General features: G+C 53.2%; 25 protein-coding genes. 10 read left to right on the top strand and 15 right to left on the bottom strand.

The window, feature by feature from the left end:
• Window positions 1–109: 109 nt before the first annotated feature.
• The 3 genes from AC07WB_RS01835 to gltP all read right to left on the bottom strand — a co-directional run bounded on the left by AC07WB_RS01835 (window position 110) and on the right by gltP (window position 2,311).
• A complete protein-coding gene (locus AC07WB_RS01835) occupies window positions 110–514 on the bottom strand; it encodes a type II toxin-antitoxin system HicB family antitoxin (RefSeq protein ID WP_097095190.1) in 405 nt (134 codons plus the stop codon).
• A 93-nt stretch (window positions 515–607) separates the two neighbouring features.
• A complete protein-coding gene (locus AC07WB_RS01830) occupies window positions 608–781 on the bottom strand; it encodes a type II toxin-antitoxin system HicA family toxin (protein ID WP_097095191.1) in 174 nt (57 codons plus the stop codon).
• Between the two features lie 228 nt (window positions 782–1,009).
• Window positions 1,010–2,311: a glutamate/aspartate:proton symporter GltP gene (gene gltP / locus AC07WB_RS01825; protein ID WP_097095192.1), complete on the bottom strand. Its 1,302-nt coding sequence runs from the start codon at window positions 2,309–2,311 to the stop codon at window positions 1,010–1,012.
• A 583-nt stretch (window positions 2,312–2,894) separates the two neighbouring features.
• Between gltP and acs the strand changes: the two genes are divergently transcribed.
• From acs to actP, 3 genes are all read left to right on the top strand, one after another.
• Entirely contained in the window at window positions 2,895–4,850 is a 1,956-nt protein-coding gene (gene acs / locus AC07WB_RS01820) for an acetate--CoA ligase (RefSeq protein WP_097095193.1), read from the top strand.
• 297 nt (window positions 4,851–5,147) lie between these two features.
• Window positions 5,148–5,477: a DUF485 domain-containing protein gene (locus AC07WB_RS01815; protein WP_097095194.1), complete on the top strand. Its 330-nt coding sequence runs from the start codon at window positions 5,148–5,150 to the stop codon at window positions 5,475–5,477.
• Window positions 5,474–7,126 carry a cation/acetate symporter ActP gene (gene actP / locus AC07WB_RS01810; RefSeq protein ID WP_097095195.1) on the top strand — a complete coding sequence of 551 codons (1,653 nt, stop codon included), beginning with the start codon at window positions 5,474–5,476 and terminating at the stop codon, window positions 7,124–7,126. Before AC07WB_RS01815 ends, actP begins: the two co-directional genes overlap by 4 nt.
• A 144-nt stretch (window positions 7,127–7,270) precedes the next feature.
• Here actP and AC07WB_RS01805 read toward each other — a convergent pair whose 3' ends face one another.
• From AC07WB_RS01805 to AC07WB_RS01795, 3 genes are all read right to left on the bottom strand, one after another.
• On the bottom strand, window positions 7,271–7,816 hold the full coding sequence (locus AC07WB_RS01805) for a YfaZ family outer membrane protein (protein ID WP_097095196.1): 546 nt from the start codon (window positions 7,814–7,816) through the stop codon (window positions 7,271–7,273).
• Window positions 7,817–7,938: 122 nt separating this feature from the next.
• Window positions 7,939–8,634 (bottom strand): LrgB family protein, encoded by a 696-nt coding sequence (locus tag AC07WB_RS01800; RefSeq protein WP_097095197.1) that lies wholly within the window; start codon window positions 8,632–8,634, stop codon window positions 7,939–7,941.
• Window positions 8,627–9,049, bottom strand: a complete 423-nt coding sequence (locus AC07WB_RS01795) for a CidA/LrgA family protein (protein WP_494939940.1) — start codon at window positions 9,047–9,049, stop codon at window positions 8,627–8,629. Before AC07WB_RS01795 ends, AC07WB_RS01800 begins: the two co-directional genes overlap by 8 nt.
• 104 nt (window positions 9,050–9,153) lie before the next feature.
• Between AC07WB_RS01795 and AC07WB_RS01790 the strand changes: the two genes are divergently transcribed.
• A complete protein-coding gene (locus tag AC07WB_RS01790) occupies window positions 9,154–10,056 on the top strand; it encodes a LysR family transcriptional regulator (protein ID WP_097095199.1) in 903 nt (300 codons plus the stop codon).
• A 136-nt stretch (window positions 10,057–10,192) separates the two neighbouring features.
• Here AC07WB_RS01790 and AC07WB_RS01785 read toward each other — a convergent pair whose 3' ends face one another.
• The 4 genes from AC07WB_RS01785 to soxR form a co-directional block, all read right to left on the bottom strand.
• Window positions 10,193–11,842, bottom strand: coding sequence for a Na+/H+ antiporter (locus AC07WB_RS01785; RefSeq protein ID WP_097095200.1), 1,650 nt, complete (start codon window positions 11,840–11,842; stop codon window positions 10,193–10,195).
• A 124-nt stretch (window positions 11,843–11,966) separates the two neighbouring features.
• Entirely contained in the window at window positions 11,967–13,316 is a 1,350-nt protein-coding gene (locus AC07WB_RS01780; protein ID WP_494939939.1) for an NCS2 family permease, read from the bottom strand.
• Window positions 13,317–13,616: 300 nt separating this feature from the next.
• Complete coding sequence (locus AC07WB_RS01775) at window positions 13,617–14,282, bottom strand: glutathione S-transferase family protein (RefSeq protein WP_494939938.1); 666 nt, start codon at window positions 14,280–14,282, stop codon at window positions 13,617–13,619.
• A gap of 44 nt (window positions 14,283–14,326) precedes the next feature.
• Window positions 14,327–14,803 carry a redox-sensitive transcriptional activator SoxR gene (soxR, locus tag AC07WB_RS01770; RefSeq protein ID WP_494939937.1) on the bottom strand — a complete coding sequence of 159 codons (477 nt, stop codon included), beginning with the start codon at window positions 14,801–14,803 and terminating at the stop codon, window positions 14,327–14,329.
• Between the two features lie 98 nt (window positions 14,804–14,901).
• On the opposite strand from soxR, the gene soxS reads away from it, so the two are divergent.
• Both soxS and AC07WB_RS01760 read left to right on the top strand, forming a co-directional pair.
• On the top strand, window positions 14,902–15,333 hold the full coding sequence (soxS, locus tag AC07WB_RS01765) for a superoxide response transcriptional regulator SoxS (protein ID WP_097095203.1): 432 nt from the start codon (window positions 14,902–14,904) through the stop codon (window positions 15,331–15,333).
• A gap of 254 nt (window positions 15,334–15,587) precedes the next feature.
• A complete protein-coding gene (locus AC07WB_RS01760; RefSeq protein ID WP_097095204.1) occupies window positions 15,588–15,869 on the top strand; it encodes a YjcB family protein in 282 nt (93 codons plus the stop codon).
• 56 nt (window positions 15,870–15,925) lie between these two features.
• Here the strand turns inward: AC07WB_RS01760 and AC07WB_RS01755 are convergent, their stop codons facing one another.
• Both AC07WB_RS01755 and AC07WB_RS01750 read right to left on the bottom strand, forming a co-directional pair.
• A complete protein-coding gene (locus tag AC07WB_RS01755) occupies window positions 15,926–16,876 on the bottom strand; it encodes an ATP-grasp fold amidoligase family protein (protein WP_097095205.1) in 951 nt (316 codons plus the stop codon).
• Window positions 16,877–16,884: 8 nt separating this feature from the next.
• Complete coding sequence (locus tag AC07WB_RS01750; protein WP_097095206.1) at window positions 16,885–18,141, bottom strand: oligosaccharide flippase family protein; 1,257 nt, start codon at window positions 18,139–18,141, stop codon at window positions 16,885–16,887.
• A 527-nt stretch (window positions 18,142–18,668) separates the two neighbouring features.
• Here AC07WB_RS01750 and AC07WB_RS01745 point away from each other — a divergent pair.
• Window positions 18,669–19,064, top strand: coding sequence for a transposase (locus AC07WB_RS01745; RefSeq protein WP_097095207.1), 396 nt, complete (start codon window positions 18,669–18,671; stop codon window positions 19,062–19,064).
• 933 nt (window positions 19,065–19,997) lie between these two features.
• Here AC07WB_RS01745 and AC07WB_RS01740 read toward each other — a convergent pair.
• Both AC07WB_RS01740 and AC07WB_RS01735 read right to left on the bottom strand, forming a co-directional pair.
• Window positions 19,998–20,939: a DMT family transporter gene (locus AC07WB_RS01740; protein WP_494939936.1), complete on the bottom strand. Its 942-nt coding sequence runs from the start codon at window positions 20,937–20,939 to the stop codon at window positions 19,998–20,000.
• A gap of 73 nt (window positions 20,940–21,012) precedes the next feature.
• The gene (locus AC07WB_RS01735; RefSeq protein WP_494939935.1) at window positions 21,013–21,843 is read right to left on the bottom strand and encodes an AraC family ligand binding domain-containing protein; all 831 of its coding nucleotides are present in this window, start codon (window positions 21,841–21,843) and stop codon (window positions 21,013–21,015) included.
• 122 nt (window positions 21,844–21,965) lie between these two features.
• Here AC07WB_RS01735 and AC07WB_RS01730 point away from each other — a divergent pair, with 122 nt between their 5' ends.
• The 3 genes from AC07WB_RS01730 to AC07WB_RS01720 all read left to right on the top strand — a co-directional run bounded on the left by AC07WB_RS01730 (window position 21,966) and on the right by AC07WB_RS01720 (window position 23,467).
• Window positions 21,966–22,493, top strand: a complete 528-nt coding sequence (locus AC07WB_RS01730; RefSeq protein WP_494939934.1) for an isochorismatase family protein — start codon at window positions 21,966–21,968, stop codon at window positions 22,491–22,493.
• A gap of 72 nt (window positions 22,494–22,565) precedes the next feature.
• Entirely contained in the window at window positions 22,566–23,009 is a 444-nt protein-coding gene (locus tag AC07WB_RS01725) for an Xre family toxin-antitoxin system antitoxin (protein ID WP_345827423.1), read from the top strand.
• Window positions 23,006–23,467: an RES family NAD+ phosphorylase gene (locus tag AC07WB_RS01720; RefSeq protein ID WP_494939933.1), complete on the top strand. Its 462-nt coding sequence runs from the start codon at window positions 23,006–23,008 to the stop codon at window positions 23,465–23,467. The genes AC07WB_RS01725 and AC07WB_RS01720 overlap by 4 nt, the downstream gene beginning before the upstream one ends.
• An 85-nt stretch (window positions 23,468–23,552) precedes the next feature.
• On the opposite strand, the gene ssb1 is transcribed toward AC07WB_RS01720, so the two are convergent.
• Complete coding sequence (ssb1, locus tag AC07WB_RS01715) at window positions 23,553–24,101, bottom strand: single-stranded DNA-binding protein SSB1 (protein ID WP_097095213.1); 549 nt, start codon at window positions 24,099–24,101, stop codon at window positions 23,553–23,555.
• Between the last annotated feature and the right edge of the window lie 30 nt (window positions 24,102–24,131).

Below are 24,131 nucleotides of genomic sequence, written 5' to 3'. Positions count from 1 at the left end.
ATTCGTCAGGTATATGTCATTTTTGCTCGCTACTGGGGATGGCAGACGTCCACAAAAAAGCCTGCATAAGCAGGCTATTACCCATGATTAAACGTCTTACGGGAATTTCTTATGTTTTAGCCAACTCTCTGCGGGCTAACTCCGCTAAGAATCCACTTCTTGACCCATATTCACGATGTTCCTCGACGTAACGATCAATGCGCGCTAACAAGTTTTGTGCAATCGTGATGTTTAACTTGATTGCCTTTCCATCATACTTGCTTACATCGACATCGACATAAGCCCAGGTGCCGCCCTGGCAGTCTTCATTATCAAGATGCGCATCAAAAGTTTTAGCTTCTGGAATTGCACCGCCTTCATCAACCGTAAACTCTACGTGCGCGTCTATCGCTTCCGCTGCATCTTTGATTGTGTTCTCGAAGGTATCGCCTGCGAAATAGCATCCGGTTACATCTGGTACAAACCCTGAGTAAGTGCCAGTTTCTGTCTTATGGATGTAAATTGGATATCTCATTTGCAACCCCCTACCCGCTCAAGCTGGATTTCTATTACGTACAAGGCACTTAAAATTATTACCGAAATTTGGGCGCGCTGTGTGCGCCTGTTTTCATATCTGTTTAAGTATTTTGTTTAGCGTCCCCGTTGAAATATCTTTTGTGGGATGAGGGACGGCAATGGCATAACTCACGCCATCCTTTTTGAAGATGTGGTGACTTCCTTTCACCCTTTTCTGTACCCAGCCATTTTGCTCTAAAAGCTTTATGAGTTCGCCACTGGTCAATCCAGCCTCCTTGAGTCCCTGGCACACAGTCATTATACCCACTATAACTACGCTATGCAGCACTTGTGGTTATAGTGGGTATGGATTTAAGCAAGGTTTGAGACAAAGGGTTATAAGACTTGTCTGCAGCGGGCATAAAAAAACCCGCCGAAGCGGGTTTCTGTGGATACCGATCGTCATGAATGGCGACCCTATGACGTAGGGTGCGCATTCATGCGCACCGGCAAATTAACTGGCGCTTTGCGTACGCAGCTGCTGCTCGTAGGCAGCGGCCTGTTTGGCGTCGAACTGGTCTTCCCAGCGTGCAATTACCAGTACCGCCAACGCGTTACCGATGACGTTCAGCGCAGTTCGTGCCATATCCATGATGCGATCAACACCGGCGATAAACGCCAATCCTTCCAGCGGAATACCCACGCTGCCCAGCGTCGCCAGCAGCACCACAAAGGAGACACCCGGCACACCAGCAATCCCTTTTGAGGTCACCATCAGCGTCAGCACCAGAATGATCTCGTCGGTGAGCGACAGATCAATGCCATACAGCTGGGCGATAAAGATCGCCGCAATGCTTTGGTACAGTGTTGAACCATCGAGATTAAACGAGTAACCGGTTGGCACCACGAAGCTGGTGATGGCTTTCGGCGCACCATAGGCTTCCATCTTCTGCATAATGCGCGGCAGAACGGTTTCGGAACTTGAGGTGGAATAGGCAAGAATCAGCTCGTCTTTCAGAATGCGCATCAGCGTAGTAATGCGCAGCTTACACAAGCGTGCCACGGTGCCGAGCACCACGAAAGCAAAGAACAGAATTGCCACGTACACCAGCAGCACCAGCTTGGCGAGTGGATAAAGCGAAGCAAATCCAAAGTTGGCGATAGTGACCGCAATCAGCGCAAATACACCCACCGGCGCATAACGCATGATCATGTGCGTCACTTTAAACATGGTTTCGGAAATAGAACGGAATACCGTAACCAGCGGATCGCGATGCTCCGATGGCAGCGCCGACAGGCCCATACCAAACAGTACCGAGAAGAAGATAATCGGCAGCATGTCACCCTTCACCAGCGAGGCGAAGATGTTCTGCGGGATCAGCGACAGGATGGTGGTCACCAGGCCGTGCGGTGCGTCCTGCACGGCGGCCGTTGTCGCTTCGTATTTAGAGATGTCCACCGTTACCAGCGTTGACATATCAATGCCGCTACCGGGTTGGAATACGTTGGCCAGCGTAATGCCGACCACAATGGCAATGGTGGTAATCACTTCAAAATAGATGATGGTTTTGACACCAATACGTCCGAGCTTTTTCGCATCTCCAACGCCGGCAATGCCGACAATCAGCGAGGAAATAACAATCGGCACCACGATCATTTTGATCAGATGGATAAAGATATCACCGGCTGGCGTCAGAATGTTGGTGATTAACCATTCACGTTCGCCGGGCTGATTATGCAGCACGGTTCCTACAATCACGCCCAAAATCAGCGCAACTAAAATCTGCCATGCAAGGGTGAATTTAAAACCTTTCATAACGCTTTATTTCCTCAAGTCAAAAACCCCTTTGCTCTGCTGCGAAGGTGCAGGAGAAATGTCACACAGGGAAGTGAGCAAAAGCCCGATAAAAATAGAAGGTTATTGTGGACTGCGCCGTTTACCGCTTGGCAGGCATTTTGCGCCTGCGAAATGATGCAGCCTGAGTAGATACCTGCTGAACAGGGCCGAGATAAGTACCATTTTCACTACGGTAAATGCAACCCCCGGCGCGATAGCGCAAATCTTACTCAGGTTAGTAGCATAAAATGCTGAGGCTTGTTAATGACCATAACTCGCTGTTATGAAAAGTGTTAATTCGATAAGTTTCCGCATAGCTATGCATAACTGGGCAAAAAGCACGCCGGTGCGTTTGCTGATTATTTGCACAACAGTGGCAGAGATCTCGTAGGCTTAGAGCAGCACAAGCTGCAATTTACGCAGCGTTTTAAACAAGTGATTCAAGGGCATTTTGCCGGGTGGAAAGGTCGTGATCCAGACTACAAAACAGAAACAAAGCCCTATTGCGCTCTTCCCTTAACCTTTGATTGACATATGATTAACATCTTCAAGGAGGTCAGCCATGAGCCAAATACACAAGCATCCCGTACCCGCTGCCATTGCAGCGAATGCCCTGATAAATGCCGATCAGTATGCGGCGCTGTACCAACAATCGGTTGACGATCCCGACGCTTTTTGGGGCGAACAAGGTAAAATCCTCGACTGGATTAAGCCCTACAGCAAAGTGAAAAACACCTCCTTTGCCCCCGGCAATATTTCGATTCGCTGGTATGAAGACGGCGCGCTGAACCTCGCCGCCAACTGCCTCGATCGCCATCTGCAAACGCGTGGCGATCATCCCGCGATTATCTGGGAAGGCGATGACGCCAGCGAAAGCAAAACCCTGACCTTCCGCGAACTGCATGGCGACGTCTGCCGCTTTGCCAATGTGCTCGTGAGCCTTGGTGTGAAAAAAGGCGACGTGGTGGCGATTTACATGCCGATGGTGCCAGAAGCCGCCGTCGCGATGCTGGCTTGCGCCCGCATTGGCGCGGTGCACTCGGTAATTTTTGGCGGCTTCTCACCGGAAGCGGTTGCCGGACGCGTGGTTGATTCCAATGCCAAACTGATTATTACCGCCGACGAAGGCGTTCGCGCCGGCCGCAGCATTCCACTGAAGCGAAACGTTGATGACGCGCTGAACAATCCAAATGTCACCACGGTGAAAAATGTGGTGGTGTTCAAGCGCACCGGTAAAGAGACCGGCTGGCGCGAAGGCCGCGATCTGTGGTGGCACGATTTAGTGGCAAAGGCCAGCGATCGGCATGAACCGGTTGCCGTGGATGCCGAACATCCGCTGTTTATCCTCTATACCTCCGGCTCCACCGGCAAGCCGAAAGGCGTGCTGCATACCACCGGCGGTTATCTGGTGTATGCCGCCAGCACGTTCAAGTATGTGTTTGATTATCATCCTGATGATGTCTACTGGTGTACCGCTGATGTCGGCTGGATCACCGGTCACAGCTACCTGATTTACGGCCCGCTGGCGTGCGGGGCGACCACGCTGATGTTTGAAGGCGTGCCGAACTGGCCAAAGCCGAGCCGCATGGCCGAAGTGGTGGATAAACATAAGGTTACCTTGCTGTATACCGCGCCGACCGCGATCCGCGCCCTGATGGCCGAAGGCGATAAGGCGATTGAAGGCACCGATCGTAGCAGCTTGCGCATTATGGGTTCGGTGGGTGAACCGATCAATCCAGAAGCCTGGGAGTGGTATTACAAGAAGATTGGCGACAGCCGTTGCCCGATCGTCGATACCTGGTGGCAGACCGAAACCGGCGGTTTTATGATCACGCCGCTGCCGGGCGCCACCGAATTGAAAGCCGGTTCCGCCACCAAACCTTTCTTTGGCGTGCAGCCGGCGCTGGTCGATAACGATGGCAATCAGCTGGATGGCGCCACCGAAGGTAACCTGGTGATCGTCGACTCCTGGCCAGGCCAGGCGCGTACGCTGTATGGCGATCACGATCGTTTCGAGCAGACCTACTTCTCCACCTTCAAAAATCGCTACTTCAGCGGTGACGGCGCGCGCCGTGATGAAGATGGCTATTACTGGATCACCGGCCGCGTGGATGATGTGCTCAACGTCTCCGGTCACCGCTTAGGTACCGCCGAGATCGAATCAGCGCTGGTGTCGCATCCAAAAATTGCCGAAGCCGCGGTGGTGGGTATTCCGCACAGCATTAAGGGCCAGGCGATCTACGCTTACATCACGCTAAACCACGGTGAAGAGCCTTCGCCAGAGCTGTATACCGAAGTGCGTAACTGGGTACGAAAAGAGATTGGCCCGATTGCCACGCCGGATGTGCTGCACTGGACCGACTCGCTGCCAAAAACCCGCTCCGGCAAGATTATGCGTCGCATTCTGCGCAAAATCGCTGCCGGTGATACCAGCAATCTCGGCGATACCTCTACGCTGGCCGATCCGGGCGTGGTAGAGAAATTGCTGGAGGAGAAACAGTCCATCACTATGCCGTAATCGGCATCGTCCCGACGGAGAGTGTCAGCCTGTCCACGGCAGGTTACTCTCCGTCACCTTTACCTTACGCCGTATGCCTTTCAACATCGCACAACCCATACCCAAAATAATTCGAGCTGCAGGAAGGCGGCAAGGATGAGAATTCCAGGAGCTTACTGAAGTACGTGACTGGGATGAGCATACGCAGCCAACGCACCTGTAGCTTGAAATAAGAAGGGTATATATAACTAGAATATTCAGTCAGTTAAATCACTTTACCGTGAGATTGCTGTCTGCCTTTCCTCTGGAGAAAATGTGATGAACGAAACCCTGGAACAACAGGAAGCAATCTGGCTACAAATCGAAAATAACCCGCGCTATCACGAACTGGTGCACAAACGTCAGGCCTTCGCGCTGCTACTTAGCATTATCATGCTGGTGCTGTACGTCGGCTTTATTCTGCTCATTGCCTTTGCGCCCGGCTGGCTGGGCACGCCATTGCATGCAGGTACCAACGTGACGCGGGGTATTCCCATTGGCGTCGGCCTCATCGTGATGTCTTTCGTGCTGACCGGCGTCTACGTATGGCGTGCCAACGGCGAGTTTGACCGTCTGACCAAACAGATCCTGAGCGAGGTGAAATCATGAAGCGCTTGCTCTCGATGTTTTTGGCTATTGTGCCCGCCAGCGTGTTTGCCGCCGATGCGATAACCGGCGCGGTACAGCGTCAGGCCACCAACTATGAAGCCATTATTATGTTCGTGGTGTTTGTGGCAGCGACGCTCGGCATTACTTATTGGGCATCCAAGCGCACCCGTTCGCGCAGCGATTACTACACCGCCGGCGGTAATATCACCGGTTTCCAGAACGGGCTGGCCATTGCCGGTGACTTTATGTCCGCCGCCTCGTTCCTCGGTATTTCCGCCCTGGTTTATACCTCGGGTTACGATGGGCTGATCTACTCGCTCGGCTTCCTTGTCGGCTGGCCGATGATCCTGTTTTTGATTGCCGAACGCCTGCGCAATCTCGGTCGTTACACCTTTGCTGATGTTGCCTCCTATCGCCTCGCACAGAAACCCATCCGTACATTGTCGGCCTGCGGCTCGCTGGTCGTGGTGGCGCTGTATCTGATTGCGCAGATGGTCGGTGCCGGTAAGCTTATCCAGCTGCTGTTTGGTTTGGATTACCACATCGCGGTGGTGATGGTGGGTATTTTGATGGTGCTGTACGTGCTGTTCGGCGGCATGCTGGCCACCACCTGGGTGCAGATCATCAAAGCGGTGCTGCTGCTGTTTGGCGCCAGCTTTATGGCGATTATGGTGATGAAAGCCACCGGCTTCAGCTTCAATACGCTGTTCACCGAAGCCATGGCGGTGCATCCGAAAGGTGCGGCGATTATGCAGCCAGGCGGGCTGGTGAAAGATCCGATATCGGCGCTGTCACTCGGGCTGGGCTTGATGTTCGGTACCGCCGGTTTGCCGCATATTCTGATGCGCTTCTTTACCGTGGCCGATGCGCGTGAAGCGCGTAAAAGTGTGTTCTGGGCCACCGGCTTTATGGGCTACTTCTACTTCCTGACCTTTATTATCGGCTTCGGCGCGATATTACTGGTGGGATCGAATCCGGCCTTCAAAGATGCCAGCGGCGCCCTGCTCGGCGGCACCAACATGGCGGCGGTCCATCTGGCGAATGCGGTTGGCGGCAGCTTGTTCCTCGGCTTTATCTCGGCCGTGGCTTTCGCCACCATTCTGGCGGTCGTTGCGGGTCTGACATTGGCGGGCGCTTCTGCGGTGTCACACGATCTCTATGCCAGCGTAATCCGCGAAGGTAAAGCGACAGAACGCGATGAGTTGCGCATCTCGAAGATCACCGTGTTGGTATTAGGCGTGGTGGCGATTGCGCTGGGGATTCTGTTTGAAAAACAGAACATTGCCTTTATGGTCGGTCTGGCGTTCTCGATTGCTGCCAGCTGTAACTTCCCCATTATTTTGCTTTCGATGTACTGGTCAAAACTGACCACGCGCGGCGCGATGATTGGCGGCTGGCTGGGATTGATTACGGCAGTGCTATTGATGATCCTTGGCCCAACCATTTGGGTGCAGGTGCTGGGGCATGAGAAGCCGATTTATCCGTATGAGTATCCGGCGCTGTTCTCGATGCTGGCGGCGTTTATCGGCATTTGGCTGTTCTCGATCACCGACCACTCGGCGCGCGGTGCCGAGGAACGTGCTCGCTTCCGCGGACAGTTTATTCGTTCGCAGACGGGAATAGGAATTTCGCAGGGTAAATCGCACTAGGAGCGGTGATTGACCAGGTCGCCATAAATACGGTGCGGTGATTGACCAGGTCGCCATAAATATGGTGCGCTGATTGACCAGGTCGCCATAAATGGCGACCCTACATGTAGGGTGCGCATTAATGCGCACCTGGTTATATCATTATTAGAAACGCAGTGACGCGCCAACGTACGGCCCATCAACCAGCACGTTATCTTTACGGCTGCCCTTATTGTTCAGCTCAATATACTGATAACCCACACGCAGGTTCAGCAGCGAAATTGGCGTGAAGCTCAGGCCACCAGACGCTTCCTGATAGCTATCCAGACGATCGGAGAACGCTTCCGGTGCATAGTAATATTCGCCATACAGTCCCCACATGCTGTTGAAGCTGTACTGCGCGCCGCCGCCCACTGCTACGGTAAAGCCATCACGACCATCTTCCGGATGGGTGAATAGCGCTTTCGCCGTTGGCGCAATGCGGAAATCGCCCACGTCGATGTTATAGCCCAGGCCGGCACCATAGGTGCTGCCATCGTGATCGCTGCGCAGCCAGTTGCCTTTCAGGAACAGGCCTGGCGAGGTAGTACCGAGACCAAGGTTCAGGTTGGTGCTGTGCTCACCCACGTCAACACTGCCCTCAATCGCCTGCGCGCCGCTGCTCAGCAGTGCCAGACCCAATACGCTTCCAGTAACAAGTTGCTTTAACATGTGATTCCACTCCATGAAGGACCAATAATTCGGCGGCAAGGGTACCAGCCTGGCAGCGGGAGACAACATTATTTGGAAAGCTTTACGTAAAAATGGGTTACGACGGGCAAAAGAGCCGCTTCTTAAGCGGCCCAAAGCAGATGACTGAGCAGGGGCGCGAGAATGACCGTCACCACGCCGGAGAGCATCATTACCAGGCTCGAGACCACCCCTTCTTGCTGACCCAGTTGATAAGCGCGCGCGGTCCCTGCACCGTGCGATGCCGCACCGAAGCCCGCGCCTTTCGCCACGCCCTGCTTAATGGCAATACGCAGGAACAGAACATCGCCCACCGCCATACCGAACACGCCGGTGATCACCACAAACAGCGCCACCAGATCCGGCTGACCGCCAATCGGCTGTGCTGCCGCCAGCGCAAACGGTGTGGTAATCGAACGTACTGCCAGGCTGCGCTGGATGGATTCCGGCAGCGCCAGTAAACGCGCCAGCCATACCGAGCTGCACACCGCCACCAGCGTAGCGGTGACGACACCCACGCTCAGCGATAGCCAGTGGCGCTTGATGATCTCGAGGTTCTCATACACCGGTACGGCAAATGCCAGCGTTGCCGGGCCGAGCAGCCAAATCAGCCAGTGACTTTCGGCGATATAATTTTTCCAGCTCACGTGGGTAAGCAGCAGCAGCGCGACCAGCACCAGCGGCGTGAGTACCAGCGGCATGAGCAGCAGCGTACGCCAGCGACGATACAGGACTTTGTTGATGTAATAGACCAGCAGCGTGAATCCCAGACACAGCAGGCTAATCAGTAGATCATTCATGATGGTCCTGCTTGCGTGCAGCGCGTGCCAGTTCAAAACGGTATAAATGGTCGACCACCAGTGAAGTCGACGCCAGCACCAGCAAGGTGCTCACGCCAATCACCACGCAGATACGCCAGCCTTCACTGCGCAATAAATCGCTGTAATTCACCACCGCCACCACCGCCGGGATAAAGAACAACAGCATTTCGGCCAGCAGCCAGTTGGCGCCGGCTTTCACCCAGCGCAGCGGCACAATGTGCGTCATGATAAGTCCCAGCAGCAACACCATACCAACCACATTGGCAGGCAGCGGTAGATGCAGCCAGCTCACCAGCTCGCCGCTGAACATAAACAATCCGACATACAGCACCAGCTGCAGCGGTACGAAAGCGCGTTGCAGGAGATCCGTTCTGCGCGGACTTAATGCCATCATTTCCTTTCACCCCGATGAATAATTCAGGGCTCTAGTATAAATCCGCCGCAAACTGTGAAAGAAATGAATTAAAATCATTCAAACTATGCCAAAAAGGAATGTTTATGGACGTGCGTGCCTTGCGCTACTTCACTGAAGTGGTCCGTCAGCAGAGCTTCACCCGCGCCGCTGAGAAGCTGTACGTGACGCAACCCACCATCAGCAAAATGCTGCGACAGCTGGAAGAGGAGCTGGGCTGCACCTTGCTGCTGCGCGAAGGGCGCAAGCTGCATCTGACCGACAGTGGCCAGGCGGTTTATCAGCGCGGGCTGGCGATTTTGCAGGAGTTTCATCAGCTGGAGGCGGAGTTAGGCGATATCAACCAGCTAAAAACCGGTGAGCTGCGGCTGGGCATTCCGCCAATGGTCGGCATGCAGATTGCGGGTTCTATCTCCGCCTTTCGTCGCCGTTATCCTGGCGTGCAGCTAAAAATTTCTGAGTTTGGCGGGCTGACCGCGCAACAAGCGGTGCTGAGCGGCGCGCTGGATATCGCCCTCACCGCGCTGCCGCTTGATGCAGCGCTGCCGCTCAATACGCTGGCGCTGATGCACCATCCGATGTGCGTATTGCTGCCGCGCAGTGAAAGCTGGCTACAGCATCGCAAAGTAGGTTTGGCTGAATTAGCCCGGCATCCGCTGCTGATCCTCAATGAAGAGTTCGCACTTAATCGCCAAATCATGAAAGCGTTTCAACGTCTGGGCGTAACACCGAACATTGCGCTACGCAGCGCGCAGTGGGATTTTCTGGCATCAATGGTGCAAGCGGGGATGGGATTGGCGATTTTGCCGGAACCGATCTGTCAGCGGCTGGATAAGCAGTCGCTGCTGTGGCTGCCGCTGGATTCGGAGCTGCAGTGGAGCCTGGGCTTGATTTGGCGAGAAGGCAGTTACTTATCACGCAGTGCGCAGGCATGGATTGAGTGCTGCCGTGAACACTGGCCGGATAAGGCACCGCGGCTTTCGGTGTGAAAACAACAGCAGCACAGTAACGTTCTGAACCGGTCGCCATGAATGGCGACCCTACGTTTATCTGACTGGGTTTACGTAGGGTGCGCATTCATGCGCACCGGGATTGCACCGCTACAGATGAAAAATAGGCTTGCCGCTATTCCTCTTTCTCTATCAGCAGCGCTTCGAGCAGATCGAGATCGTGCAGCAGTTTCTGCATCGTCTCGTTAGAGATTTCCTGCGTCGCGCGCAGGTGATACACCTCTGCACGTTCGGCTCGCAGCGCATTGAGGCGGAAACGACGCTCAAGGTTTTCGGCAAACTGCGCCTGCTCAATATCGTTTTTGCCTTCCGCCCGGCGACGTAGATTGCCAATTACCCGCAAACTGACTTCTTTCAGCAGTTCGGGATCGATGTTCTCTTCCGCGTCACTCTCGAGGCGTTGCTCCATTTTGTGCAGGCTCTCTATCGCCACACCCGCCATGGCGGCACGCGCGAACTGAATCTCACGACGATGACCGACCTTATCGATGCTTTCCACATCGCGCAGCAGAATCGGCAGCAGTACCACGCCGACCAGCAGCGAAACCAGAATCACACCGGTGGCGATAAACACCAATTCATAGCGCGCCGGGAAGGGATCGCCATTGCTGAGGAACAGCGGAATCGACAGCACACCAGCCAGCGTGATGGCACCGCGCACCCCGGCAAAAGAGGCAATCAGCAATTCGCGCAGCGAATAGTTGGTAAACTCCAGCGGCTTTTTCTTCAGCAGGCGCTGACTGGTGCGCTTCATGATCCACAGCCAGCCGAATCGCACCACCATCAGGGCGGCGTACACCAACAAGACGTCAGTGAGCAACATCCACAGTTCCACATTGGGATCGGCTTGTGCCTGGGCAATCGACGTGGAAAGGATGTCTGGCAACTGCAGGCCGAGCATCAGGAACACCATGCCGTTAAAGACAAACTCCAGCATCTGCCACACGCTGTTCGCACGCAGACGCATGGCGAGCGGTGCCTGACGGATAATGCCGGAACGCGTGATGGTCATCCCTGCGGCCACGGCGGCCAGGATGCCGGACACGCCAAGGTGTTCGGCAATCAGATAAGAGGCGAACGGTAACAGCAGCAGCAGCACGGTTTGGGTGGCCGGGTCATCGCCGCTCCAGCGGCTCAGCAGGCGCAGCGAGCGACCATACAGCCAGCATATTGCGACGCCGGCAACCAAACCGCCCACGGCCACTTTAAGAAACTCAACGCTGGCACCGCCCCACGTAAACACCATGGTGCCCATGGCGACCGCCACCGCAAACTTGAGTGATACCAGGCCCGATGCGTCGTTCATCAGGGCCTCGCCCTGCACAATCGACATGATCTTTTTCGGGATACGCCCTTCACCGACAATGCCGGACAGCGCCACGGCATCGGTGGGCGACAGCACCGCCGCCAGCGCAAAGGCGGGAATCAGCGGAATGCCCGGCACCAGCCAGTAAATCAGGTAACCAATCCCGACCACGGTGATCAGCACCAGAACCAGCGCCAGCCCCATGATTTCACGACCGTGATGGAGAAATTCGTTAATCGGCGTTTTCCAGCCATCTGCGAACAGCAGCGGCGGAATGAACAGCACGAGGAACAGTTCCGGGTCAAAATCGACATGCAGGCCGAAGACGGGAAAAGCGAGTAGCGCACCGGCGGCAATCTGCACCAGCGGTAGAGGAATTTGAAACGGCAGAATACGTGCCGCCACGCTGGAGAGTGAAACCACCAGCGTCATGATGAGAATAGTAAAGAAGATTTCCATGCTTTCCTTAGGCGAATCAATTTCATTAAAGCGATGTTGTTGCGTGGGAAAGTGTAAAACAAAACGCCGCACAGCGGGCAACCCGATGTGCGGCGAGGAGCAGAAAGAGAAAAATCTTGGTTTTTTAGATAGCCCAACCACCGGCGTAGAACACCACCAGCGCGACAGCAATCACCACCGTGCCAACGTTCAGCTTGCGCCATTCACCCGCGAACAGGCGACCAATCACCAGCGAAGCGAAGCCGAGCATGATGCCGGTTACGATGTTGCACGTCAGCACGATGAAGACTGCGGTCAGCAACCCAGACATCGCATCCACGAAATCATTGAAGTCGATTTTTGCCACGTTGCTGAGCATCAGCAGGCCAACATACATCAGCGCGGGGGCGGTGGCGTAAGCGGGAACCAGATACGCCAGCGGCGACATAAATAGAATCACCAGGAACAACAAGCCGACCACGATCGCCGTCAGACCGGTTTTGCCCCCTGCCGCCGTACCTGCGGCCGATTCAATATAAACCGCAGCGGGTGATGCGCCCACCAGACCGGCGAACAGGCTGCTGACAGAATCCGTGGTCAGCGCGCGGCCACCGTTCATGATCTGGCCCTCTTTATCCAGTAGATTCGCCTGCCCCGCTACCGCACGAATGGTGCCGGTGGCATCGAACACCGCCGTCATTACCAGCGCCAGCACGCTTGGCAGCACGACCGGTTGCAGCGCACCCATGATATCCAGGCTAAACATCGCCGATTGACCGTTGGCATCCTCCAGGCTCGGCATGGCGAACAGACCTTGGTAGGTCACCGCCGGATCGAAAATCAAACCGATAATGGAGATCGCAATAATGGTCAGCAGGATGCCGCCCGGTACGCGACGTTTCTCCAGACCGAAAATAGCCGCCAGTCCCACCAGCGCCATGATCACCGGAAACGAAGCAAAATGGCCGAGCGCCACCGGCAAGCCCGCCGCCGGGTTCTTCACCACCAAACCAATGCCGTCTGCGGCAATCAGCATCAGGAACAGGCCGATACCCACGCCGGTGCCGTGCGCCACCCCCATCGGTAAGTTACGCAGAATCCACGTGCGAATACCGGTCACTGAAATCAGCGTGAACAATAAGCCCATCAGGAACACCGCGCCGAGCGCCACCGGTACGCTAATGTGCTGGCCCAGCACCAGGCTAAAGGCGGTGAAAGCGGTCAGTGAGATAGCACAGCCAATCGCCATGGGCAGATTTGCCCACAAGCCCATGATGATTGAGCCAAAGCTTGCGACCAGACAGGTAGCAACGAACACCGCCGTCGGCGAGAAGCCCGCTTTGCCCAACATGCTGGGGACCACGATAACCGAGTAGACCATCGCCAGAAACGTCGTCAGACCCGCTAATATTTCCTGACGCACGCTGCTGCCGCGTGCAGAGATGTTGAACCAGGCGTCCAGTTTTCCACTGGCCGGGCGCGATTCACCAGACATAATCATTCCTCAATATTTTTTGTGATGTGAGTTGCCGCACGGCGCGCGTTTGCTGCTCCCTGATGCGAGATTTTCATGGTGAAAATCCAGGCAAACGTTTACGTCGCCGCGTATTCCTGTTGGTAAAAAGAGACAGGGAAAAAAGGCAAACGATTATCTGGCGTTTGGCATGGTGTTTTCAACTACTAATCGCGGGGATTGCAGGATAAATCCAGCCGATGGGGTTCCCAGGTCGCCATGAATGACGACCTTACGATCATGGACTTTGTAGGGGCGTCATTCATGACGACCTGGCCGCAATCAACTCTGCAGTTGAATCGGGCCGCCCTGCTCAATGGCGCGTTGCCAGGCGGCGCGCTGCTGCATGGTTTCCAGCCAGCGTGAGGTGGCGGGCATCTCACGCAGTGAACCGCGCATCTGCAGCGCCAGCAGCGGGAAGCTCATCTGCACATCGGCGATACTAAAACGTGAACCGGCAAAATAAGCGTGCTGGCTGAGATGCTGTTCGATGACGCTGCCGTGCAACGCCAGCTGTTTGTTCAGCCAGGCCTTTTGAATGCCCTTACTCAGCGCGATGCCCGCTGGACGCAGCAGCCACGGCACCGGCTTCTTACCCAGCTGAGCAAACACCAGTTTCATCACTAACAGCGGCATGAGCGATCCTTCGGCGTAATGCAGCCAATAACGCGACTGAATCTGTTCATCCTCATCACTCAAGGCCAGCTGATGTTCACTGTCATAGCGCATTTGCAGATATTCGAGAATAGCGCCCGATTCGGCAATAACCCGATTGCCATCGGTGATCACCGGGGATTTACCCAGCGGATGGACTTTCTTTAAGGAATCAGGCGCCAGCAGGCTGTTTTCACGCTGATAACGTTTAATTTGGTAAGGCACCGAGAGCTCTTCCAGCAGCCATAACACGCGGTGCGAGCGGGAATTTTCCAGATGGTGAACGGTGATCATACGGTTTTCCTTGCCGGTAAAAGTGTCCCGGCAAGTATAGTCGATTACCGTTTCTGCTCGTCTTGTTCAGGATCGAGCAGTACCGCACCCGAACCTTGTTCGCCCAGGCGGTCACCGGGATTGCGTAGCGGGCAGTCACGCATCGATAAACAGCCGCAGCCGATGCAGCCATCAAGATCGTTACGTAAACGCGTAAGGGTTTCGATGCGCTTATCCAGTTCTTCACGCCAATGCTGCGTTAGCGCATCCCACTCCTGCGTCGACATACGCTTATTGGCCGGCACCTGCGTCAGGCTATCGCTCACCGTTGCCAGCGGAATGCCAATGCGCTGCGCAATTTTAATGATCGCCACGCGGCGCAACACATCTCGGCTGTAGCGGCGCTGATTACCGCCGTTGCGTGAGCTAAAAATCAATCCCTTGGTTTCATAGAAGTGCAGCGCCGAGACCGCCACACCGCTGCGTTTCGCCACTTCACCCGGCGTCAGCACCGGCTTCGGGTAATTGCGTTCTTTTTTCATTTAGGGCCTTTACCTCAAGTTAACTTGAGGAATTATACTCGCACCCCAGCAAAACTACGAATTTCTAACCAGGTATTAACCATCAGAAGGATGAGGCTATGATGCAACAGGAAATCATTCATTCGCTGACCCACTGGATCGATCAGAATCTGGATAAAGCGCTGTCAATTGATGAAGTCGCAGCAAAATCAGGTTACTCAAAATGGCATCTGCAGCGTATGTTCCGTGCCGTCACGAAACAGACGCTGGGTGGCTATATTCGCGAACGTCGTCTGACGCTGGCCGCAGAAGCGCTGCGTCAAACCCAGCGCCCGGTATTCGATATCGCCATGCAGTACGGCTACGATTCGCAGCAGACGTTCTCACGCGTGTTCCGCCGTCAGTTCTCGCAAACGCCGACCGCTTATCGTCATACCATGCGTCGTCAGGCGATGATGCAGCGTCCACGTTTGCTCAGTTTTGACTGCGTCGAGAGCAGCATGAACAGCTTTGCCCAACGTACAACCGGCGAGTGCTGCCCGGTTAGCTAACCTTTTCTGCGCGCCCCAAGCGGGCGCACCTCTCTTTTTGCCCACCAATTCCTCCCTCTTCGATGAAAAAATTTCTACCATACAAGGTATAAATTTTGTTCAAAATTTAAAATCGAGTGATATAATGTGAGCCAAGTCACACTTTCTTGTTTGCAGTAAGACGGCCAGAAGGGCTTCCCTGACCTTCCTTCTTTGCCGCCAGTGATGTCCATTGAATGTCGGGGATATCACTGATTCTAAGAGGTTTTTTGCAGATGGCCACGTTAACCACCAGTTTGATTGTTATGCGCTGGGAACTCCTGAGCGCAGTAATGATGTTCTTCGCCAGCACCATGAAAATTCGACTGCGTCAAAACAGTCATCACGTGATGGCGCTGCTGTGTGGAGGTATTGGTGTGGGCATGTCCTGCTGGTTCGTTACCGGCCTGCTTGGCATTACGTTAAGCATGGAGAATCTGCATAACTTTATGGAAATCTCTAAGAACGCCTTTATCCAGGTGATGAGCCAGGCGCCAGCAGACTGGCCGATGCCTTAATCGCCGCCAATAAAAAACCCCGCCAAGGCGGGGTTTTTTATTTTGCTGTGTGATTCTTAAATTTTCTTCAATACGGCCGGGATGGCGACATCCGCAACCGTGACGCCCGGTATCTTCGTACCGCGACGATCCTGAATCCACATATCACCCATCATTTGATTAAGCCCGCGATCCAGACCGGTCACTAAGCCAGCTCCCGGCGTAAAGGTCAATTCGCCAAAGTAGATCTGGTCGTTATCGATGTACCAATCCACGCGCACGTAATCGAAATCACTGGCCAGCGTTTTGCTCAACGCCAGGGCGTGCTGTAACGACGCCATCTGCGGTGTCACGTCCAGGCCGGTATCACGAATCTTGTGATAGGCCTCTTTCAGATTGTTAACATAAAAGTTCATCGACAACAGCGGATTACAGCGGTTGTATATCACCTGCAGCACATATTCAAAATTGCCATCGCGCTTATTGAACATGTGGAATTTGTAATCGATCGGTGCCGTTTTACCATCACCGATGTACTGCTCCACCAGAATACGCGGCTTGATGTAGCGATAGTGAATCTCACGCGCCTCATTGGCGAAGTCGGTTTTCAACCAGCGATGACAGTCGTTAATAATCTGCTGCTTCTTCAGCGCGTCCGGCTCTTCCAGCAGGATTTCCACCATGTTGGAGGCATGATTCGGTTTGATCACCGTATTTTTCCAGCTCGGCAAGGTGTGCAGCGAGCTGGGATCGCTGGTTTCATACACCAGCGGGATCAGGTATTCGCTACCCACTTTCTCGGCGATATATTCACGCACGGAATATTTGTCCGACAGGCGTCCGTAGATCTGATAGTCGCCGTGGACGAATTTGCGGTACAGCACCTTCTCATTGAAGACCTTCGGCTCACGCAGGTTGGGTAATCTACGAAACTTATGAAAGTAGTAGATACGATCCTGGGTTGCCCAGGGCATCTTCTTAATGAAGTACTGCACGCTTCTTCTGAGTTCTTCTTTCAACTTGAGCATATCTGACCTCATTTGTAGGTTTTGTAGTTGAGTGAGGAAACCTGGATTTTTTGGATGACGCCATTTTTGAAGAAGTAATTCATTACGGTAAGAGACAGCAATTCTGAGATGAAAACGCTCCAGGCGGCACCCATGATGCCGTAGCCCTGTATCAGCCACCACGACAGCGGCAAGCTGATAACCATCAGGCAAACAATTTTCTTCAACAGATAATTAAACCCGCCTTCTTTGACCATGTAGCGATACGCTACGGTCCCCATCGCCGAAAAGCAGGTTGCTAACGACAACAACGTAATGAGACTTCCTGACTGTGTGTATTCGTGACCATACAAAGCGATGATGATTTTTTCGCCGTACATCGCGATCACCGCTAACAACAACAATGAAACACCCATGACATAACCATTGAGCCGTGCTGTCAGCTTCATGGCGGCTTCTCCACGCTCACGGAATATTTCCGAGAAGCAGGAAGTGATGATGGCAACCGGAATAAAAATCCATGAAGCCGAAATAGTATTCGCCGCGGCAAACAGGCCGAGGTCGCGCGCTGAGGCGATGCCCGCCAGGAACATCTGGGCCGCTTTCACCTGCACTGAGATGAAAATACTGGAAATGGCCAGCGGCAATCCGGCATAGAGCAGGTAGCGCAAATAGGCGTTGCGCTTCTCCTGTGGCGGTGCCACATCCTCATTTTCGCGGTAAAAATTAATGCGCTTAATGGCATACGGCACCAGCGTCACCGCCACAATGGAGACGGTGAGCCACAGCGGATTGAGGTGTAGCCAGGCAATGAGGAAACTCAGCGTGAATCCCAGCAGCAATCCCACCGAGTTAGCGATGGTGTTCAGCCGTGACGCTAAGCGCGCATTGTTATAGACGCTAAAAGTGTCCTGCGTCACAAACACCGAGGAAATAAACGAGGCCAGCGCAAAGGCGAGGAAATTTTCCTGCATGTTGTACCAGACCCAAATCAACACCGGCAGCGATGTGAGCAAAAGCAAAACCAGGCGCATATTGCGCGCTACGGTCATCAGGCGCAGCCCTTTCGGTGCGCTTTTGCTAATCCGCTTAAACAGAATGGTTTCCGTACCGAAAATCGCCACGGTTTGCACCATGGAAAACAGTGAGGTCGAAAACGCCATTTGGCCAAAGATGGTTGGGCCAAAGGATTTTGCCACGTAGGAGGTCACAAATATGACGCCGAACACGGAGACAATCTTTTCAGACATCATCCAGGCGGCATTCGACATTACGCTCAATTTCATTGACTGATCCTTAGTATTACGAACTACAACAACTTTCGGTACAACATCCTTGAAATGAATTAACAAGCGCTCAGTGGGCCTGACTTAATTAATGAACTTCAAACCAAACTGGTCCGAAAAATGAGACTCGCGTCAGGAATTAAGAACTATATTCAGGAAAATTCCGATTATATCCGGTGCGAAACTCCGTGGATGTAAACGATTTCAGCTTAAATTCCGCACAAACGTTTACTGGCACACCCGAGCATTTCAGCGTCTGGGTTATGCCGTTTTTCCAATGAATGTAGTATTTTTTCTGCATTTGGGATGGAGTGAATTTATATCAAAAACCTAACGCCCGGAAGGCGTTCAATGCCATTCAGAATAAAATAAGATTTATCCCATGATGATATTTCTTCTAAATATCTTAATTTAACCCTCGCAATTCAAATCGCGCACTTTAATACTGCATTAATAGTGTTTTTGCAGTGCCAGATATTAATACAGTAATTCTCATCCACTAATTGATAAGAAAGGTAATAGCATTTATGAGAAAGTCACGATATAGCGAAGAGCAAATCACAAATGCCATTAAAGCTTCTGAAACGGGAGTGAAAGTCAGGGAGATTTGTGAGGAGCTAGGCATTTCCGAGGCCACTTTCTATAGCTGGAAGAAGAAATTCTCAGGGTTATCCTCCGAAGAAGGTCGTAAAATCAAGGAGCTGGAAGATCAGCTACTTAACCTTACGCGCGAGCTGCAATCACTGAGTTCGGACAAAGAGATGCTGCAAAGCGTGCTAAAAAACTTCTTCACCACAAATGAAAAGCGCCAGGCCGTTAACTTCCTGCAAACCACGTTCGACATAGGTACACGTCGTAGCTGCCGCTTGCTGGATATTAGCCGTAGCGTTTATCACTATCCATCAGGAACAGATAATCGCTAGCATTATTAAGGCCGATGTTATTTGACTTAATGCTGAGATTTGTTCTTACCAGAAGATATGAAGATCATTTAATTCGGTGTTCACAACATAACAATTCGAACCAATTTTTCCTGATGAATACCATCGCGGAATTGCTTCCTTTTTTGCGGTAAAATAGATTCACATCAGCAAAAGTCTCTCTATTCAAGCCATTTAGACGAAGTCCAATCTCATTAACGTGAGATTGGCGCTTCGGCTATTACTTTACCAACATTAATCATCAGCCCTGAATGCAGACAATTCTGTTAAGCATTAATGAACAACGCCGTGTAACCGCTAACACATTGCCTCTGTTTTCAATTGGATCTATTGCCTGACTTTACGATTACCTGTTTCAACGGAACTAGTCTAAATCCGCCAACTTGCTGCCAGGAATTATCCTGATTAGATACGTTATTGCTCCTAAACAATAACGGCTAAAAAGTGGCGGATAAGGTAAATTCTTTCACCATAATCATCGCCGCGCTTAATGGTTTTTTGTTCACGCCTAATCGAATGTTTCTTAACAACGGCGTATTCCCTTAAGCAAAAAGTGGCTTTTCAAGAGCCGACTTCAGTGCCAGGGGGCAATAAAAGGCAGGTAAAATGCACCTTTTTGCGCCTCTTCGCGCCTGTTTTTACCTCGCCGGAACGCACTTTAGCCACGGTGATGTGACTTCGGGGCGCGTTTAGGTGGCCTTAACATCATTGAATTCCCCCTTGCTGCTTATCCGGATCGCTTCTTTTATGACAAAAAGGGGCGATTAAAGGGGATGAAATGAGCCGTATTGTTATATCGCGGGCAAAGCGTGCGGTAAAAAGGGCAATACGAAGGGGGGAAAGCGTGGGGGAAATTCTTAAAAATACAGGGAAAAGCGCTCCTGAATCGTTTATCCAGTCGCGCTATCTGCGATCTTAAGCCTTCTGCGGTTTAATACGCATCGCATAGATCACACCCACCAGCAGACAGCCGATACCCATTAGGGTTAATAGCGGCGGCCAGCTTTGTCGCCACAGAAATGCCCACAGCAAACCGGCTAAGGTTTCAAAGACAATCAACGGCCCCATGATCACCGTTGGCACGCGCTGGCTGGCAGCATTCCAGCACAATGTGCCCAGCCATGAGCAAAACAGTCCCAGTCCCAACATTAACAGCAGATAGCGCTGCGGCTGTGGCCCAAACGGCAGAGCAAACTCAGGTTGCTGCCAGTGAAGTTGTCCGCAAACTAAGAGAAAGAACACCAGCGCCAGCGGCAGCGTCACTAAACCTTGTGCCGTCGCCCAGCAGCCTGCTTTATGCTGCGGATGAGCACGCAACCATAAACCATTGCGCAGGGGATACCAGGTCCAGCACGCTAAAGCCAGTATCGCAAACAGCAAACCCAGCAGATAACGCGACCAATCAAAATCGGGCCCCTGCGTCTGCATCTCGGCCATATTCACGCAGATCAGCCCAACAGCAATAATGAGTAAAGCCGGCATCAGCTTACGCCACGGCAGGCGTCCCTCCACGTGGCCATAGCAAAGATTAGCCGTCACGGTCATCACCACCGGTAGCGTGCCGATAATCATGGTGGAGATCGGTGCACCGGTTCGTTGAATCGCGCTGGAAAGAAACGTGTAATACAGCAGGTTACCAATCAGTGATAGCTTCAGCGCTTCAACCCAATCTTTGCGCGTTAGCTGACGCAAGCGACGGCGATCGAACCAGGCCAGCGGCAACACCAATAAACCAAATGCCACATAGCGCCCGGCCGATTGTAAGGTGCCGGGATAATCCGGAATCAGTAGCGGGCCGACGAAGATCAGCCCCCACATTAGCCCCGCGGCCAGCGCAAACAGTACTCCAGCAAACATACATCTCTTCCTTTACAGGTAATTTGCTGCAGTGTGATGGAGCAGATAGTTAAAGGCTTGTAGCAGATTGCGGTTAGCGCGAGTGGAAGACTTGTTTTTGGTAGCGTCCAGGTGTGATGCCGTAGCGATGGGCGAATGCACGCGTGAGATGGGCCTGATCGGTTAGGCCGACAGATGCCGCAACCGTCGCGGCACTTTCACCGCGTGCCAGCTGCTGTTTGGCCGCGAACAAGCGAAATGCCATCAGCATTTGATGCGGGGTGACGTGAAAGTGTTGTTTGAAACTGCGCAGAAAATGCCACGGCGACAGTGACGCCAGCGCTGCGAGCTCTTCAAGCCGCACCGGCTCGGCGAGATTTTCGCGCAAATAGTCGCGAACGGCATCAAAGCGATGCGTCGCTTCTGCGGGGCGCGGTTCGCCCTGGCGTGCCAGTGGACGCATCAGTTCCAGCAGTTCGAGCAGCGTGCTTTCACGCTCCAGCGCGGTTTCTGCCTGCCACATCTGTGCCAGCAGTTGAGAAAACGGCTGTGCCAGACGCACATCAGTACGTAGCGCCTCGCTGAACCACCAATGACGATCGCCGGTTAATCGATCCATTTCCTGCGGATCGATGTAGATCATACGATAACGCCAACCGTCATCGCAGGCTGATTCACCGGTGTGCAGCTCATCGGGATTCATCATTACCAGCGAATGCTGGGGCGCGGTGTAGTTGGCACCACGATAGCGGAAACGCTGGGCTCCAGACTCTATGGTGCCGATGCCAAAGGCTTCATGGGTATGCGGCTCAAAAGCGTAGCGGGAGATGTGCGCCTGATAAAGCTCAATGCCTGGCAGCTCAGCGAAATGCTGAAACTGCGCCCGATCTTGCTCACAAGGAAAAACGTCAGGAACCACCTTCACAACCCACCTCCAGATTAAAAGCGATTATAAGCATGCGCGGGGATGCCGATAAATGCAAAACGGATTTGCTTTACCTCTTCACGTATTCACCGGACACTCAAAGGACTGAAAAGGAGATAACGATGGCTAATCGAGTAGTTGTGGTCGTGGACATGCAAAATGGCGTGCTGGCAACGCCGCGCTTTGATCGTTCTGGACGGTGCGAACGCATTAATCAGTTAACTGCCGCCGCCGATCGGGTTATTTTCATCCAGCACGTGGGGCCAGGCTTAGAGGTAGATTCAGAGGGCTGGGCGATTGTCCCCGAACTGCAGCAGCCGGCTAACGCCCTCTTCGTCAACAAAACGGCGTGCGACAGCTTTTGGCAAACCGACCTCGCCGCTCAGCTCGACCAATTTGGTATTAACAACTTCGTCATTTGCGGCTGCGCGACCGATTACTGTGTCGATACCACCATCAAAGTCGGCGCCAGCCTCGGCTATCACATCACTGTCGCCGCCGATGCGCACACCACCGCCGACCGCACTTATGTTTCCGCGCAACAGCAGATCAATCAGCACAATGAAGTGTGGGCCGATTTGATTATGCCGGGTAATCCGGTGCGGGTGCGTGAGACGGAAGCGTTATTACGGGAATGGCGACCGCATTAATGGTTCTGCTATTGAAAACTTCTGACAAGTGTCAATAATAGAGTATGACATTTGTCAGATTTGGAGAAATTTATGCGAGCCTACATTCCTGATGGCAAATCACATGACAACGCGCTTTGGCGCTTTGCTGGCTTACCCCCACGGGGACTGGAGCTAACTCGCATGCTCGAGGCAGGCTTACCGGTTGCGGTGATCGACGACATTCGTCATTGGTCAGCGATGAGCAGAGCCGAGATCATGAAGGTCACTGGCATCAATGAGCGTAATATTGCCCGCCGTAAAAGCGCAGGTAAAAGCTTGTCACCCGATGAGAGCGAACGTATCGCCCGCTTTGTCCGTGTCATAGATGCTGCCGTTCAATTGTTTGGTGGCAATAAAGAAGACGCTACCCAATGGTTAAGCCGGCCGGTGAAAGGATTAGGTAACGTTGCACCGATTACCTTGCTGGCAACGGAAAGCGGCGCATTAGATGTGCTTGATTTGATTGGACGACTGGAGCATGGCGTCTTCTCATGATTTTCTTCCGGCTAATCAAAACGCAATATGCTTCTGAAGCCTGGACCGGCAATGGTGCGAAACAGTATGGTGGCCGCTGGAATCATAAAGGCCACCCAACCCTTTATGTCGCGACCTCGGTTTCACTTGCCGCGCTTGAAGTGCTGGTGCATGTCTCGAATGAGTCGATTTTGGATGAGTACACCTTATTCAGCATTGAGATCCCTGACGACGAAGTCTCCTACATTACTGAAGATTTTTTGCCTGCCGGTTGGCGCCAGGATCCGGCTCCGGTTTCGACCATGGATTTAGGTACAGGTTGGCTTCAATCGGGGGAAGGTGCAGCGCTGATTATTCCCTCAAGCATTATTCCGATGGAAAACAATGCGGTGTTGAATCCTCAGCATCCGGCATTTAAGGGCTTTCTACCGAGTGTACAAAAGCTCCCCTTTGCATTCGATCATCGACTGATCAAGTAAATCAAAAGCTGACTCTCCAGACAACAAAAAGCCCCGTATGACGGGGCTTTCAAAGCAACCAAACCGATAACGCTCAGCAGAGCGTTTAGAACGGAATGTCGTCGTCAAAATCCATCGGCGGTTCATTGTTCGCCGGTGCGCTCTGCTGCTGTGGACGCTGCTGAGCACCGCCGCTGAACTGGTTGCCGCCTTGCGGCTGCTGTTGTGGCTGCTGTGGCTGGCCCCAACCGTTGTTATTGCCGCCCTGGCCGCCCGCGGGTGCGCCACCGGCGTTCGCGCCCTGCTGACGTCCACCGAGCATCTGCATGGTGCCGCCAACATTTACCACCACTTCAGTGGTGTATTTTTCCTGGCCGCTCTGGTCAGTCCATTTACGGGTACGCAGCTGCCCTTCGATGTAAACCTGAGAACCTTTACGCAGGTATTCTCCGGCTACTTCCGCCAGCTTGCCAAACAGCACCACGCGGTGCCATTCAGTGATCTCTTTGTTTTCACCGGTGGTCTTATCGCGCCAGCTTTCTGACGTGGCCAGCGTAATGTTGGCTACCGCGCCACCATTTGGCATGTAGCGCACTTCCGGATCCTGACCCAGATTCCCGACTAGAATCACTTTGTTTACGCCACGACTGGCCATGTTGCTGTCTCCCGATGAGTTGATGCTAAA

It is taken from the genome of Pantoea sp. GW821-FHT03E06 (assembly GCF_059420725.1).
This window is presented reverse-complemented; position numbering and strand designations above follow the sequence as displayed.